A 15060-nucleotide genomic window follows, 5' to 3' on the forward strand; every position below is an offset into this window, starting at 1 on the left:
CTTATAAAAAGGGCTGATTTTCAGCCCTTTTTTCTAGCACGAATTCTCTATTTTCACCTTTTCTATCTTCAACTTTTAATTAACAGGAATATTTCTGTGGCTCAGATGTATTTTTATTACTCGGCAATGAATGCGGGTAAATCAACAACGCTTCTTCAATCTTCATTCAACTACCAAGAACGTGGCATGACGCCAGTGATCTTTACGGCAGCTTTGGACGATCGCTATGGTATCGGTAAAGTGAGCTCACGAATTGGTCTGCAATCTGAAGCTCAGCTGTTTAAAAATGACACCAACATGTTTGATGCGATCAAAAAGCTCAATGAGGAAGAAAAGCGTCATTGTGTTTTGATCGATGAGTGCCAATTTTTATCGAAGGAGCAGGTGTACCAATTAACAGAAGTGGTTGATAAGCTGCACATCCCTGTACTTTGTTACGGCCTACGTACCGATTTCCTGGGTGAACTGTTTGAAGGTAGCCGTTACTTACTGTCTTGGGCAGATAAACTTGTTGAGCTTAAAACAATTTGTCACTGTGGCCGTAAAGCGAACATGGTAATTCGTACCGACGAGCACGGTGTGGCGATTGCTGAGGGCGACCAAGTGGCTATTGGCGGTAACGACAAATACGTTTCTGTTTGCCGTCTGCACTACAAAGAAGCGTTAGGTAAATAAGCAGCTCTATTTGCTAACGCGAAAGAACGAAAAACGGTGACCAAGTGTCACCGTTTTTGTTTATTGGGCCTGTGTTTTGCTTTCTTCCAAGCCGAGCTTTTGTTTTATTTCCTGCCGAGCTTTTACTTTGTTCAAAGTCTAACTTTTGCTTATTCGAAACCGAGCTTCTTCAATGCTTGATAGGCGTGGTCAACGTCGTCGGGGATCGGCATCTCAATCTGAAAGCCTTTCTCTGGGTAGGATTTGATTCGCTCGTAATCAGCAATTAATGCGCCTAACACCATATCTAACGGCAACTCTTCGTTAAAGTAATCATCCCAAGTTTGCCATCGCGACGTCACGGTAATCTCGGAAGTTTCGTCAGGCCATTGTTTACTGAAGGTTGCGTAGGTACGTTTCTCCATGAAGGGCTTCTGAACTAAGGTTAGCCTCTTCGGCGATAACCCTTTTTCTGTCAGCAACTCATGAGTGAATCGTACATTTTCCCCAGTATTTGTTGCGTGTTTCTCTATGATAATGTCAGAGTCAGGCACGCCACAATCTCGTGCGATAGAAGCGAATGTTTCTGCTTCTGAGCGTTCAAAGCTTCTTTCGGTAAAGCGCCCCACACCGCCAGAAAAAACGATGTAAGGCGCGATCTGTTGGTGATAAAGCTCGGCTGCATATTCAGCTACGCGAGTATCGTTGCTACACAATACAAAGATACAGTCGGAAGGCGTAACCTTGTGACCCATCGACATAAAGTTCCAAAGGGTGTCGACTGAGCGATGCAGTTTTATGTTGGGATTTTTGTTAGCAATAGATTGTTCAGTCATGAAGTGCGTCCAGTGTGGATTCGAATTTAAATGAATAACCTAAGTCGAGAATCTTCTTCGAAGAGATTAACTTGTCTGGGGTATCAACAACAGCGGGCAGAGGCTCACTGCTGTTGGCGCTTTTCAGTGCCGCGGCATAAAACTCCGCCTTACTGACTGTATTTGGTGTGGTCACGTTAACTATTTCATTGTGCAGTTGACTGATAGCGAAATCGACAGCACCAATTGCATCATCAAGGTGCAGCATGTTGGCTGGAGCTTGAGTGCTGACTTGTTTTAACTTGCTTGCGAAGCGTGATGGGTGACGGCTTGGGCCGATTAAGCCACTAAAGCGAAGAATGGTGTAGTCGATACCGGAATCAATCACTGACTGTTCAGCTTGCAGCATGATTCGTGCGTTATCGGAAAATAAAGACGCGTGCTCGTTATCTGAGGTCGAAAGGGGGAGTGATGCATCCAGCTCGTTCAGCACACCCGGCTTAGTTGGGTATACCGTAGTTGAACTAACCATAATGAGCTTTTTAATGTTGGCCTTTTGGCATGCATTGGTGAGTTGCTGCCAGTAGTCGGCATACTCTTGTCCTGCTCCTTTTCTAAAGCCAGGAGGGAAGCTGCCAATCACAATTTCAGTGTTGTTTTCGAGTAACAATGAATAGAGTCGCCCGATAGTCTGTTGTGGATCGGATGAATCAAAGCTAAACACTTCACATGGAATTTGTTCGCTACCAATGGCATCTGCTCCCGCTTGGGTCGTTTTCGTGACCACTACTCGGTTACCATGTTTTTCTAAATGTTCAGATAAAGGTGCACCTACCCATCCTGCACCGACAATAAATATAGAAGCCATGTGTTCCTCACAACTGCAAATGACGAATTTACAATAAGCCTAACAAAGCTTTGCCCAAAAATGAAAAAACTCCACGGCCGAAGCAAGTGGAGTTTTTACTAGAACAATGGAGCTTTAGTTTAGTACGCGAAGAAGCTTGTCTGCGCGCTCTGCCATCTCGATACCTTCATCTGTTAGGTAACCGCCGTCTGGCTGAGTACAAAGGTTTTTTTCGAATAGGCGCTTAACAGCGTCTTGAGTTTCTTGAGCTGCCTCTTGATGGACTTTAATTCCAGTAGCTGCACTACTTACATTAAATTGAAGAAGGAGGTTTAAATCAGCAATATGTTCAGCGTTGTACTTCATAATTGACCTATATATTCATAACGTTCTCTACCTTCACCTTAGTGCGCATTCTCGGCTCAGGCAATAGCAAATAAAGAGAATTGATAAGTGATACCAAATTGATTGATTAATCATCGAGTGATGAGTTTATTTTGGTTATATTGGGTGATTTGCACCCACTTAAATCATCAGTGATGTTTATTGCTAAGTGGTTGTAATATATTGTGACTAGAAATAATTTGCATTGAGCGAATATTGTATAAAAAGGATATGCATAAGTGAGAGCGAACAAAGTAGCATTAACGATCAGTATGCTATTTGCTATCTCAGGTTGTCAAAGTACACCCTCAGAGCAGACAGACGCGAACCAAACCACAAACAACAATAATGAATCGACAATAGAGGTCCGTTCATTTCAGTCTGTCCAAAGCGTTTACTCCGAATGGGAAGTTAAGCTTGAAGACCATGCTCAATTGTCTCTCTATGCACCAGAGAATTACAATGAACTATTAGACGCATGGGATGATGCTGAAAGCATTTATGCGGACTTACTTAAAGACGAAACTCGGATAACCAAGAGTTACTCCATTTTTTCGAGCCTAACTTACGCTGAAGCCTTCGATGAAAAAATCGCTTTGATCAAATCAAACTATGACTCGATCTTAGTGTTAAAGAAGAAGGCTGATCGAGTACTCGCGGATTCGATTGTCCAAATGGATTACCTGAAGTTTCTTGGCGCAGATACCATGTTTACCTCGAGCTACAAACGTTTGTATTCAGAATACAGCGAGTTGTTTGAGTATGTTCTGGTCGATGAGCTTGAAGACGCTCAAGAAGCGCAGGTGGAATTTCTTAACAATGCTCGCTTACTAGAAGTTAAAGTGGCACATAAGAAATACATCGAACCTTTGAAGAACGAATTAGAGTTCTTGGAAGATGAAGATTTCGATGACGTTGCTCCACTGACGTTTGCTAAAGCAGCATCTCAAATTGCTTTGGCAGAAAGCCAAGTCAAAGCCAGTCCCCGTGAAAAGTCGATCATTGAAGATGCGGTACACGCTGCGGAGTTTGAGTTGAACCACGTGCGCAGTGTCGCTCATGAAGTAAAAGTGCTCGCGAGTGTAAAAGGCGACAAGTTCGAACAATCGGTTTTGAATGCAGAGAATCAGTTGCTGAGCATTTCACAAGTGGTTAATGATGAAGATCACCGTGATGTTGTATTGCGCCTTCAGTCTCAAAAAATTGTAGCGAGTGTTAAAGCGCTGAAAGGCTCAGACATGACGGCGTCATTAAAGTCAGAGATTAAAACTTTGACTGAACGACTCGCTAAGTTAGAAAGTGAGAATCAGAAACAAACACAGAAATTGGTTGAAGCGACCAAGCACAGTGAGTTGCTCGGTGAGCAGATTACCAAGAGTGATGCTCACATTAAAAGCTTAGAAGAGTTAGTGGATAGTTTGAAAAGCTTAGGTGGCAAAGTGGCCAACGAAAGTGACTCTGATGTGATGTCCCCAGCTGTTGAATCTACTCTAGAGGATTCAACCCTAGAACAATCATCAGAAGAAGTGATTGAACCTTCGGTTTAGCATCACTAATTTCTTTATTTGTGATTGAGTTAAAAGCGCCTTAGGGCGCTTTTTTACGTTCTGTTGATCTATGTCAAAATCTAGAAATAAAAGCGCTCTGTGAGCCATTTTAGTGTACGTTATTCTTTTATTTTTAACGTAACTTGTTGATATTTATAGATGTGTTATTTTCTATGCTGATAACTAATCATTCAGCATAGTTTTCTTTTTACTACTAAAGTCGTATGAATTTTGAATAACTTGGGCTATTTCCTTTCCACAAGGTTGTGGGAGGTATTTTGAGTCCCAAATAGCTCTTGAATTCAGAAATGAAAGAGAGGATTATCGCGCTCCCGACAACATGTTTCAAAATGTAAATCATCATGAATCTAAACCAATTTGACTCATTATTACCGCCACAAATGGCTGAGCGCGCTGCAGATATTGGCGTAGGTAAAGCAACCAAAGATCCAACCAAATCTTTTCTCCTAGCGATTTCAGCTGGCATACATATCGGTATTGCGTTTGTGTTCTACACAATTGTAACCACTGGCGCTGGTGATTTACCTTGGGGTATTACTCGCGTCCTAGGTGGCCTTGCATTTAGCTTGGGCCTAATCCTCGTTGTTGTTACTGGCGGTGAACTATTTACCAGTTCGGTGCTCACTCTTGTTGCTCGTGCAAGTGGCAAGATTAGCTGGGGAACCCTAGTAAAGAACTGGGCGACCGTTTATATCGGTAACCTTATTGGTGCTTTATTGCTAGTGGCATGCATGCTTCTGACTAAACAGTACATGTTCGACCATGGGCAAGTGGGTTTGAATGCCATGGCCATCTCTCAGCACAAAATGCACCATGGTTTTATCCAAGCTATCGCGCTTGGCATCATGTGTAACGTATTGGTTTGTATCGCGGTATGGATGACGTTTAGTGGACGAACACTGACTGACAAAATTGCAGTACTGATTTTACCTGTCGCGATGTTTGTATCATCGGGCTTTGAGCACTGTATTGCGAATATGTTCCAAGTTCCTTTAGCTATCGGTATCAAAACATTTGCTCCAACTGAATTCTGGACAATGACAGGGGCTAATCCAGCAGACTATGTTGACCTAAACATGATGGACTTTCTGATGAACAACTTGCTGCCCGTTACTATCGGTAACATCATCGGCGGCGGTATCTTTGTTGGCATGTGGTATTGGTTGATTTATTTACGCGATTAATAAAGATGGCGGATCAACAAAGCTTGTGTGACTAGCTCAGTGACAAGATTAGTTAAAGCTCAGAGTGGAAACATTGAACTGACTTATGACATTTACAAGACGGCCTGCATTGCAGGCCGTTTTTTATTTGTGGAAAACTTACTCGTTGAATTCTTAAATTATCATTTGAACGCTTAACAACGCAGTTCTGCACGTGTGTATATGTCTTTGAAATCACCCAAGGATCAATAGCAATGATCTTTGCGCGAGCCGAAATGGACAAAAAAGGATCTATATTGATTTGGTTATCCACAATTTCTGTGGATAACCTGTATCAAATTCAGTGAGTAACCAGATCTAAGATGAGTCGGGAGGTTATTTTGAAGGCTGTATTTGAGCGAGAACTCGCCCTTCTTTGGTCAGAGAAGTCTTTAACGATAGGTGAAGTGCAAGCGCTAAGGAGCAGCTCATCATCACGAAAATAGCCAACATGATCATCAGTTGATACTTAATCGCGATCATTGGTGAAGCACCCCCTAAGATTTGTCCTGTCATCATTCCTGGTAGCGTTACCAAGCCTGTGGTTGCCATTGAGGCCATAATAGGAGACATCGCTTTCTGTATAGCATTACGCACAAAAGGCGCTGCAGCATAGGAAGGAGAGGCACCTAAAGCGATAGCCGCTTCGTACTCTGATTTCTGCGTTTCAAAAGCACCGAACAAGTTCTGCAATGCCACGATGTTACTGCTTAAGCTATTACCCAATAACATCCCTGCGATCGGGATAAGGTACTGAGCGTTAAAAACCGGTGTTGGTTTAATGATAAATAAGCAGATGAACAAGACAATGGGTACACAGGTTACCGCTAGGCTCACAGCGACAGGCACTAACAAGAGGTTTCGGGGTAACTTGGACTTTTCAACAATCGAGCTTGCCCCAACGATAATCATCGTAAATAACCACAGTAAATTGACCCACAAGCTATTCAAAGTGAACAGGTATTCTAGGTAGAGGCCAACCAGAAATAGCTGAACAGTCATGCGAATGATGCTGATAGAAGCCTCTTTTCCAAGGCCAAGTTTTAGCTTGTGGTTGATTACAATTGGTAGCAAGAGAAGTGAACTGAAAAACAATAATTGCCACCAAGATATATCAATAACGTCTTGCATAATGCTTCCTTTTAATAAGGCTTCTATCATATCTGAAAGTGCCAAATGATGCATTTCAGAGTCATACCTGTCGAACTCAAAAAAGGCTCAATTATTTAACATTCAAAGTACAAAATAATGGTTATTTGAGGGTTTTTTGGCTACTACTTAGTAGGTAAAACGTTAAAATTGGTTACAATACGGTTGCGTAAATGTTGGAATTTAACATTTGTGAAATATACTTAATTCTTCACATTTGTTAATACTTTTTAATAACTTTGTTTAACTAAAAACAACTTTGGATGAGCTCAAAAAAGTATTGATTAGCAAGGGTTATAACGGGAGATTTGATTGAACCCTACTTTGAGTATGGTCTAAAATTTGTCGTTAGATACTTAAGAACTTTAGCCCCATAGAATGGGTTACTCGAAATTACTAAATACAAAATAGGCAAAATGTATGAGTGATGTTAATAAAATTGAAACTAGCGAAAAACATTCGCTGGAGTGGAAGTCTTTCCTCTTCATCGCGGTGGTTCTCTTCCCAATATTAAGTGTGGCTTTTGTAGGCGGTTACGGCTTCCTAGTTTGGGCACTGCAAGTGTTTGTATTCGGACCTCCTGGTGCTCACGGCGGCATGTAATGCCCTCTAAGTAACAACATTTTTTAAAATCAATATTTAAGAGAGCTAAACATGAAATCATTTTTAGTTAAATTATGGCGCACAATGACTCGCCCAGCAGTACACATCAGTCTTGGTGTACTAACTATGGGTGGCTTTATCGCCGGTGTTATTTTCTGGGGCGGTTTTAACACAGCTCTAGAGCACACAAATACAGAAGAATTCTGTGTAAGCTGTCACACCATGCGTGACAACGTATACGTAGAACTACAAGAAACGGTTCACTGGAAAAACACTTCTGGTGTACGTGCTACTTGTCCTGACTGTCACGTTCCACATGAATGGACAGCAAAAATCGCTCGTAAGATGCAAGCTTCTAAAGAAGTATTCGCTCAAGTATTTGGTGACCTAGATACGCCTGAGAAATTCGAAGCTCGTCGTATCGAACTGGCTAAACACGAATGGGATCGCTTCTCTTCGAACAAATCTCTAGAGTGTAAAAACTGCCACAACTACGATTCAATGGATTTCGAAAACATGCGCCCAACAGCGCGTATCCAGATGAAGAACGCGGCAGAGCGTGATCAAAGCTGTGTTGACTGTCACAAAGGTATTGCTCACAACCTTCCATTAGATATGGCATCAGCGAGCGGTATTGTTGGCGAGCTAGAAAATGTAGCAAGCAGCACATCTTACGCAAATGGTTCAGACGTAATCTCTATTCGTCACCTACCAATGTATACGGATGAGACAGCAACAGTTGAAGCGGGTCTATTAAGCCCTGCAAGTAAAGTTGCAGTGATCGACGAAAAAGGCGACATGATTAAGATTCAAATCGACGGTTGGCGTAAAGCGAAAGGCTTCGGACGTGTAATCCAAGAAGACTTCGGTATGAACATCTCGACTGCAATCTTGACGAAAGAAGTATCTCAAAGTGACGTAATCACTGTTGGTGAGAAGAAAGAAGATGAGCTAACTGGTCTTCCTTGGGAAGAAGTTAACCTAGCACTTTGGATGAAGAAAGAGTCTATGGTTGATAACTTCGATCCAATCTGGAACGCAGCTGGTCAAGCGTACCAATCTAACTGTTCAACGTGTCACTCACAGCCAGATGAAGCTCACTTCAGCGCTAACGGTTGGGTAGGCATGCTAGATGGTATGATTGCGTTCGTTAACTTCGATACAGATACAGAAGCACTTGTTCTTAAGTATCTACAGAAGCACTCATCAGATTTTTCTGAAGGCCATCACTAATAAGACGTCAATTGGAGTAACACAATGGCAATTACAAGAAGAAGTTTTCTGAAAGGTGTCGCTACTACAAGTGCGGCATCGGTTATCGGTCCAAGCTTATTGGCGTCGGCATCAGCGTCTGCTGCAGAAACAGACGGCGCGTGGAAAGTCTCTGGTTCTCACTGGGGTGCATTCCGAGCTCGTGTTTATGCGGGTAAAGTACAAGAAATTAAACCTCTAGAAATCGATCAACACCCAACTGAGATGTTGAAAGGTATTAAAGGTATTATCTACAGCCCATCACGTGTGCGTTACCCAATGGTTCGCCTAGATTGGTTGAAGAAGCATAAATACAGCGCAGATACGCGTGGTAACAACCGCTTTATTCGTGTGACTTGGGATGAGGCACTAGACCTTGTTTACCGTGAACTAGAGCGCGTACAGAAAGATTACGGTCCATGGGCGCTTCACACCGGTCAAACTGGTTGGAGACAAACTGGTCAGTTCCACAGCTGTACTAACCACATGCAACGTGCAATGGCACTTCACGGTTACTCTGTGAAGAAAATCGGTGACTACTCAACAGGTGCTGGTCAAACGATCATGCCTTACGTGCTAGGTTCTACTGAAGTTTACGCACAAGGTACATCTTGGGAACTTATCCTAGAAAACAGTGACAACATTGTTCTTTGGGGTAACGATCCAGTTAAAAACCTTCAAGTAGGTTGGACATGTGAGACTCACGAGTCGTTCGCATACCTAGAACAGCTGAAAGAAAAAGTTGCTAAGAAAGAGATCAACGTTGTTTCTGTTGACCCTGTTAAAAACAAAACAGGTCGTTACCTAGAAAACGAGCAAATGTACATCAACCCACAAACTGATGTGGCGTTCATGCTTGGTGTTGCTCACGTTCTTTACAACGAAGGCCTATACGACAAGAAGTTCATCGAAACTTACTGTCTAGGTTTTGAAGATTTCATCAAGTACGTTCAAGGTGAAACGAAAGACAGAGTTGAGAAGACGCCAGAATGGGCTTCTGCTATCTGTGGCGCAAGCGCGGACTCTATTCGTGACTTCGCTAAGATGCTGGTTAACGGTCGTACACAGATTCTTGTTGGTTGGAGTATCCAACGTCAAGAGCACGGTGAACAGCCTTACTGGATGTGTGCAGTTATCGCAGCAATGGTTGGCCAAATTGGTCTACCGGGCGGTGGTATCTCTTACGGTCACCACTACTCTGGTATCGGTGTATCTTCAACTGGCTTCGCTGCTCCGGGTTCATTCCCGCTGAACATCGACAAAGGTCAATCGCCTAAGCACACTAACACTGATTACAACGGTTACAGCCGCGTAATCCCTGTTGCTCGTTGGGTAGATAGCCTGTTAGAGCCAGGTAAGAAGATCAAAGCAAACGGCGCAACAGTGACACTGCCTGACATCAAGATGATGGTATTCAGTGGTAACAACCCGTGGCACCACCACCAAGATCGCAACAAGATGCGTAAAGCATTCAAGAGCCTACAAACTGTAGTGGCTGTTGATTTCGCTTGGACTGCAACTTGTCGTCACTCTGATATTGTTCTTCCAGCTTGTACTCAGTGGGAACGTAACGATATCGATGGTTACGGCGCGTACTCTGGCCGTGGTTTGATCGCAATGCACAAGCTAGTGGATCCTCTGTTCCAGTCTAAGACTGACTTCGAGATCATGTCTAGCCTAACTAAGCGTTGGGGTCGTTACGACGATTACACGCGTGGTATGGACGAAATGCAGTGGGTTAAATCTCTGTACGACGAATGTCGCGCATCAAACGAAGGTAGCTTCGAAATGCCTGAGTTTGCTGAGTTCTGGGAGAAAGGTTTCCTAGACTTCGGCAAAGGTAAGCCATGGACTCGTCACGCTTCATTCCGTGAAGATCCAGAGATCAACGCACTAGGCACGCCTTCTGGTTTCATCGAAATCACAAGCCGTACTGTTGGCAACATGGGTTACGAGCACTGTCAAGAACACCCAATGTGGTTCGAGAAATCTGAACGTTCACACGGTGGTCCAGGCTCTGACAAGCACCCGTACTGGCTACAATCTTGTCACCCAGACAAGCGTCTTCACTCTCAGATGTGTGAATCTGAAGAGTGGCGTGCGACTTACGCGGTACAAGGCCGTGAGCCAATCTACATCAACCCAGTAGATGCTAAGAAGAAAGGCATCAAAGATGGCGATGTAGTACGTGTGTTTAACGACCGTGGTCAACTACTAGCAGGTGCTGTTCTAATGGATAGCTACGCTCCTGGTGTTGTTCGTATCGAAGAAGGTGCTTGGTACGGTCCGATCAACGAGAAAGTGGGCGCGCTAGATACATACGGCGATCCAAACACACTGACTCAAGATATCGGTACGTCTGAACTTGCTCAAGCAACGTCAGCAAACACATGTTTGGTTGATTTCGAGAAGTTCCAAGGCAAACTGCCTCCAGTAACTTCATTCGGTGGTCCAATCGAAGTTTCTTAAGTCTTGTCTTAAGAACCAAGATTAAAGCTTGAATTAAAGCCCCTGTAAGCACTCTTACAGGGGCTTTTTGTATTTTTGATATCAGTGTTGGTGTTTCTAAATAAGCATTGTAGCGACGCTTATGGAGGCATATATGGGAAGCGCTATAATGTGATGCGACTTAAGCAATTGAGCCGAGAGGGTAAGTCAAAAGAATCTCTTTTGAGAAGCTTAGGTTACTGGAAGCAATTAGATTACTGGAAACAAAAAGGCCGATACAAAGTACCGACCTAATAGAAACCTATGGAGTTAAGCTTGAACCTTGGATACAAACCGGAGCCTTAGATAAAAACTCAAGCTTCGATTATAAACCTAAGCCTTGAACGTAAAGCTACAGCTCGAACATAAACCAATAACCGTATGCACAGATTAACGCGGGTACACTGGAATACAAGGTCGCTACAAGCGCTGCTTTTGGTGCCATTGCAATCGCAGGGAATAGCGCGTCACCATCATTCGAAATTGCGTTACCTACTTGAGCTGACAGTGGCAGTGCACCAGAAAGGTACAGGCTAGTGACCAGCAACTGCGGACCACACCCCGGTAGCAAGCCCATCAATACTCCCGCCAGGGGGAGCATCATGCCCCAGCTTGAGAATAGCGTCGCAAAATCGACATTTGCTATCACAGAGCCAAATTCAAAGAAAAGAAAGGCAACCACCACCCAAGCGGTGACAAAGTTTGTATCTTGAGCGGTCTTTTGCAATGGGTGAGAGCCTATACACTTTTCGTCCTCACTCACGGCTGATTTGTAATCCTCAATTTCACGGGTTAGCCCCCACAGAAACATCGAGCTGATCAGCAAAACTGTCCCCGCCCATTCCATCGACATTTCAGGCAAAGCGAGCAGCTCGTTCACATCGACTTGAAAAGAGCCAAGTAGAGCTACTGCAGCGCCGGGAATAATCAGCACTGACCATAGGTAACCTTGCAGGTTGATCGCCTTTTTAGAGACCGATTCTTTGTCTTGAGATTGAGAAGCACAGCTGCTCACCACTTCATTTTTCTCTGCTTTTTTTGGGCGTAAGAAGTCGTCTGCGTGAAACAAGTTAATGATTCGGCCTGACGCAGTACCCACGATCACGCCCATCGCCATCATGGCTAAACCTGTCTTAGGCTCGCTCGCTATGAGCAGGAACGCCGCGTCACCCATGGTTGAGACGAGCACCGCAACTACCGCACCAAATCCGAGTTTTCCCGAGATAAATTGTGTGGTTACCACTATCGCACCGCCACAGCCGGGCAACGCGCCCATGAGAGCCGCGAATACCACTTGGTTTGAACGAGATTGATGGACGAGCTTATTGAAGACGTTATCTTTGTTTATGTACAGACTTAACCAGTGGTAAATAGCCAAGGTTAAAGCAACATAACAAGACACTGCCCAAAACGCGTCTGACAAAGTAGTCACCGTCAGCTCTCGTGTAGCTGGGGCTGCAACCAAAGCTGCAAGTGAGACAGGCAAAAGCAGGCGCTTAAATGACAGTGAAAACTGAGTTGTTTTCGCAGCACTACTGCTTGGCAAAAAAGAGATTAGTCGATCCATAGGTGTTACTCAAAATTAGTGGCTTAAGATAAATATATACGAATGATAATAATTATCAATTGCATTTGTTGTTTTTTTATCTATTGTTACTATTGGCTAAACCCACGAAACATGACCAATCTAAAAAAATGAGGTAAAGTATGGCTAATAAAGAGAGGCTCTAAAGGTAGAGTCATAATTGTTAGTGTAATAGGAAGAAACATGATTTTAGTTGTTGGTCACAAAAACCCTGATAGTGACAGTATTTGTAGTGCGTTAGTTGCAACTGAGCTTCTTAAGGCTCGTGGCGAGGAAGCGACACCAATTCGCCAAGGCGAGATCAACCGCGAAACTCAACACATTCTAGAAGTCGCTGGTGCTGAAAAGCCAGAGCTTCGTACTTCTGTTGCTGGTGAGAAAATCTGGCTAGTAGACTACTCAGATCTAGCACAAGCACCAGATGATGTTGCTGATGCAGAGATCGTAGGTATTGTTGATCACCACCGTCTAGGCGACGTGATGACAGTAAACCCAATGGAAGCTTGGATCTGGCCTGTTGGTTGTACAAACACTGTACTTTTCAACATGTTCAAGATTGAAGGTCACGCAATCTCTCAACAAATCGCTAAACTAATGATGTCTGCAATTCTTTCAGACACAGTTGGTTTCGCTTCTCCAACATGTACTCAAAAAGACAAAGACGCGGTTGCTGAGCTTGCTGAAATTGCTGGCGTAACTGACGTTGATGCATTCATCAAAGCGCTTCTAATCGCAAAAACAAACATCGAAGGCCTATCTGCTGCACAGCTAGTAGAAAAAGACCTTAAAGGCTACCCATTCAACGGTCGTGATGTTGTTGTTGGTCAAGTTGAACTTGCGACTCTTGAGCAAGTAGACGGCATGATCGAAGCGCTAGAAGCTGATCTTGAAGAGCGTTGTGAGAAAGACGGTCTAGCGTTCGCTGCGGTAATGCTAACAGATATCACTACTGCTCAAACTCGTCTTCTATACAAAGGTGAGTGGGCTGAGAAATTGGTTAAGCACGAGAAAGGCGGCGTATTAATGATGGAAAATACACTAAGCCGTAAGAAGCAAGGCTGGCCTTGGCTACAAGGTGAGCTTGTTTAATCAAGTCGCTTAATATTAAACGCCTGCTTATTTAGCAGGCGTTTTTCTTTGAAGTAGACTTTCTTCTTCATCGATAATGTTTGAAGTTAACAACACTCGGCATAAAATAGCTTTAAGAGCAAAGTTACTGACTAAAGTAGGAAATTAAGATGACTACACAGCTAGACGATAAAAAAATCGCTGAAATCAACAAGTATACGGGCGAGCAACGCCTGAAATACTGTGTGAAAGAAATCGTAGCAAACCGTGAAGTATGGATCTTAACCGATGAACACGGTTGTGTAATGCTGAACACAGAAGATGAAGATTGTGTTCCAGTATGGCCAAACCAAGAGTTCGCAGAATCATGGGCAACGGGTGATTGGTCTGAGTGTAAAGCTGAGTCTATTTCGTTGAACAAATGGCACAGTCGCTGGACGAACGGTCTAGAAGACGACGAACTTGCTGTTGTAGTATTCCCGAACGAGCAAGAAGAAGGCGTTATCTTGTTCCCGGATGAGTTCGACTTCGAATTGAAAAAGCAGGCAGCTAAGCGCTAGTTCTTTCGTAATACAGTAACATCGTAAGTCAGCGTTGCCTTTCTTAGGCAGCGCTATCATTCAATTATCCCATCTAAGTTACTTCCAACGTATATTCGTCAATACCCAATCAACTGATACAAAGGCGCTTGCTGTGCGGCTTTAGAAGCTTGCTGAAGCACACCTGTTTTGCTGTATCTCTTGAGTATCTTTCGAACGATAGGTTTTACTTCAGATTTTGTCATTCCAGCTTTCAATTCTGGTTCATACAGCAATTGCAGTAGCACTACGTCTAACGGCGATAATAAGTCTTCTGGCGTGTGGTCGTTGAAAATAGAAGGGTAGGCTTTATCTGAATCATTCGGCAGGCCTAGAACTTGTGTGATCTCTTCCACGATACAGGCGACCAGCTTACCTCGCGATCTTGCCTGATCAACCGGGATTACAATCCCAGCGTATACAATCTCGCCTTTAGAATTGGTTCTATAGCCCGCCGTGCAGATGGCGCTATTTAAATGTTGAGTTGATTTGAGCTTGAGCACCGATTTCGCCTCAGATACCCACTGGCTCTGCCTTGTGTATATCCATTTAACGTTCGCTTCGGACTCTTTACTGACGATTGTTATTGGATGTTGGGTGACTTCAGATAAGTGTTTGATATGAAGCTCTGTGATCTCTTGATGCAGTTCCTCATCGCCCACTCGATGATCGATCCAAATCTTGATCGGTTGTTTCCACTTGGCGAGCGGTTTGTTGCCTTGGGAATATTCGTGTTGAAGTGCGACGTTATAAAAGGCAGTTTCGACGAAGCTTCTATCTAGCCAGGTGAGGGGTGTGCTTGTTGCGTTAAAGGAAAACAGCGCCAACAAAAGGGGAAGCATTGAAGCTCTTAATAACATACCTTTCCC

The 15060-nt window shown here is 43.7% G+C and carries 14 protein-coding genes; 8 read left to right on the top strand and 6 right to left on the bottom strand.

Going from position 1 to position 15060, the window contains the following annotated elements:
- The first annotated feature begins 96 nt into the window (after positions 1–96).
- Positions 97–675: a thymidine kinase gene (locus AB4185_RS02860; protein ID WP_017060277.1), complete on the top strand. Its 579-nt coding sequence runs from the start codon at positions 97–99 to the stop codon at positions 673–675.
- Between the two features lie 149 nt (positions 676–824).
- On the opposite strand, the gene AB4185_RS02865 is transcribed toward AB4185_RS02860, so the two are convergent.
- From AB4185_RS02865 to AB4185_RS02875, 3 genes are all read right to left on the bottom strand, one after another.
- Positions 825–1490 (bottom strand): YdcF family protein, encoded by a 666-nt coding sequence (locus AB4185_RS02865; RefSeq protein WP_032545711.1) that lies wholly within the window; start codon positions 1488–1490, stop codon positions 825–827.
- Positions 1483–2337 carry an NAD(P)H-binding protein gene (locus AB4185_RS02870; protein WP_017060279.1) on the bottom strand — a complete coding sequence of 285 codons (855 nt, stop codon included), beginning with the start codon at positions 2335–2337 and terminating at the stop codon, positions 1483–1485. The genes AB4185_RS02865 and AB4185_RS02870 overlap by 8 nt, the downstream gene beginning before the upstream one ends.
- A gap of 114 nt (positions 2338–2451) precedes the next feature.
- The gene (locus AB4185_RS02875) at positions 2452–2682 is read right to left on the bottom strand and encodes a TIGR02647 family protein (RefSeq protein ID WP_372134809.1); all 231 of its coding nucleotides are present in this window, start codon (positions 2680–2682) and stop codon (positions 2452–2454) included.
- 257 nt (positions 2683–2939) lie between these two features.
- Between AB4185_RS02875 and AB4185_RS02880 the strand changes: the two genes are divergently transcribed.
- Positions 2940–4247: an ATPase gene (locus AB4185_RS02880; protein WP_102332943.1), complete on the top strand. Its 1308-nt coding sequence runs from the start codon at positions 2940–2942 to the stop codon at positions 4245–4247.
- Positions 4248–4609: 362 nt separating this feature from the next.
- Positions 4610–5452, top strand: coding sequence for a formate transporter FocA (gene focA / locus AB4185_RS02885; RefSeq protein WP_065583873.1), 843 nt, complete (start codon positions 4610–4612; stop codon positions 5450–5452).
- A gap of 354 nt (positions 5453–5806) precedes the next feature.
- Here focA and AB4185_RS02890 read toward each other — a convergent pair whose 3' ends face one another.
- Positions 5807–6601 (bottom strand): ABC transporter permease, encoded by a 795-nt coding sequence (locus tag AB4185_RS02890; RefSeq protein WP_004734590.1) that lies wholly within the window; start codon positions 6599–6601, stop codon positions 5807–5809.
- 438 nt (positions 6602–7039) lie between these two features.
- On the opposite strand from AB4185_RS02890, the gene torE reads away from it, so the two are divergent.
- The 3 genes from torE to torA are packed head-to-tail and all read left to right on the top strand — an operon-like array spanning position 7040 to position 10942.
- Entirely contained in the window at positions 7040–7222 is a 183-nt protein-coding gene (gene torE, locus AB4185_RS02895; protein WP_017060298.1) for a trimethylamine N-oxide reductase system protein TorE, read from the top strand.
- Between the two features lie 51 nt (positions 7223–7273).
- Positions 7274–8455, top strand: coding sequence for a pentaheme c-type cytochrome TorC (torC, locus tag AB4185_RS02900; protein ID WP_004734592.1), 1182 nt, complete (start codon positions 7274–7276; stop codon positions 8453–8455).
- A gap of 24 nt (positions 8456–8479) precedes the next feature.
- Positions 8480–10942: a trimethylamine-N-oxide reductase TorA gene (gene torA, locus AB4185_RS02905; RefSeq protein WP_017067667.1), complete on the top strand. Its 2463-nt coding sequence runs from the start codon at positions 8480–8482 to the stop codon at positions 10940–10942.
- A 370-nt stretch (positions 10943–11312) separates the two neighbouring features.
- Here the strand turns inward: torA and AB4185_RS02910 are convergent, their stop codons facing one another.
- On the bottom strand, positions 11313–12527 hold the full coding sequence (locus tag AB4185_RS02910; protein ID WP_372134811.1) for a putative manganese transporter: 1215 nt from the start codon (positions 12525–12527) through the stop codon (positions 11313–11315).
- Between the two features lie 201 nt (positions 12528–12728).
- On the opposite strand from AB4185_RS02910, the gene AB4185_RS02915 reads away from it, so the two are divergent.
- A complete protein-coding gene (locus tag AB4185_RS02915; RefSeq protein ID WP_017065328.1) occupies positions 12729–13634 on the top strand; it encodes a manganese-dependent inorganic pyrophosphatase in 906 nt (301 codons plus the stop codon).
- Positions 13635–13783: 149 nt separating this feature from the next.
- Positions 13784–14173, top strand: a complete 390-nt coding sequence (locus tag AB4185_RS02920; RefSeq protein WP_004734596.1) for a DUF2750 domain-containing protein — start codon at positions 13784–13786, stop codon at positions 14171–14173.
- Between the two features lie 98 nt (positions 14174–14271).
- Here the strand turns inward: AB4185_RS02920 and AB4185_RS02925 are convergent, their stop codons facing one another.
- Positions 14272–15051 carry a DUF2927 domain-containing protein gene (locus tag AB4185_RS02925; protein ID WP_372134813.1) on the bottom strand — a complete coding sequence of 260 codons (780 nt, stop codon included), beginning with the start codon at positions 15049–15051 and terminating at the stop codon, positions 14272–14274.
- Positions 15052–15060: the final 9 nt, after the last annotated feature.

The sequence above is a fragment of the Vibrio sp. 10N.286.48.F5 genome (assembly GCF_041469785.1).
GTDB lineage: Bacteria > Pseudomonadota > Gammaproteobacteria > Enterobacterales > Vibrionaceae > Vibrio > Vibrio crassostreae_C.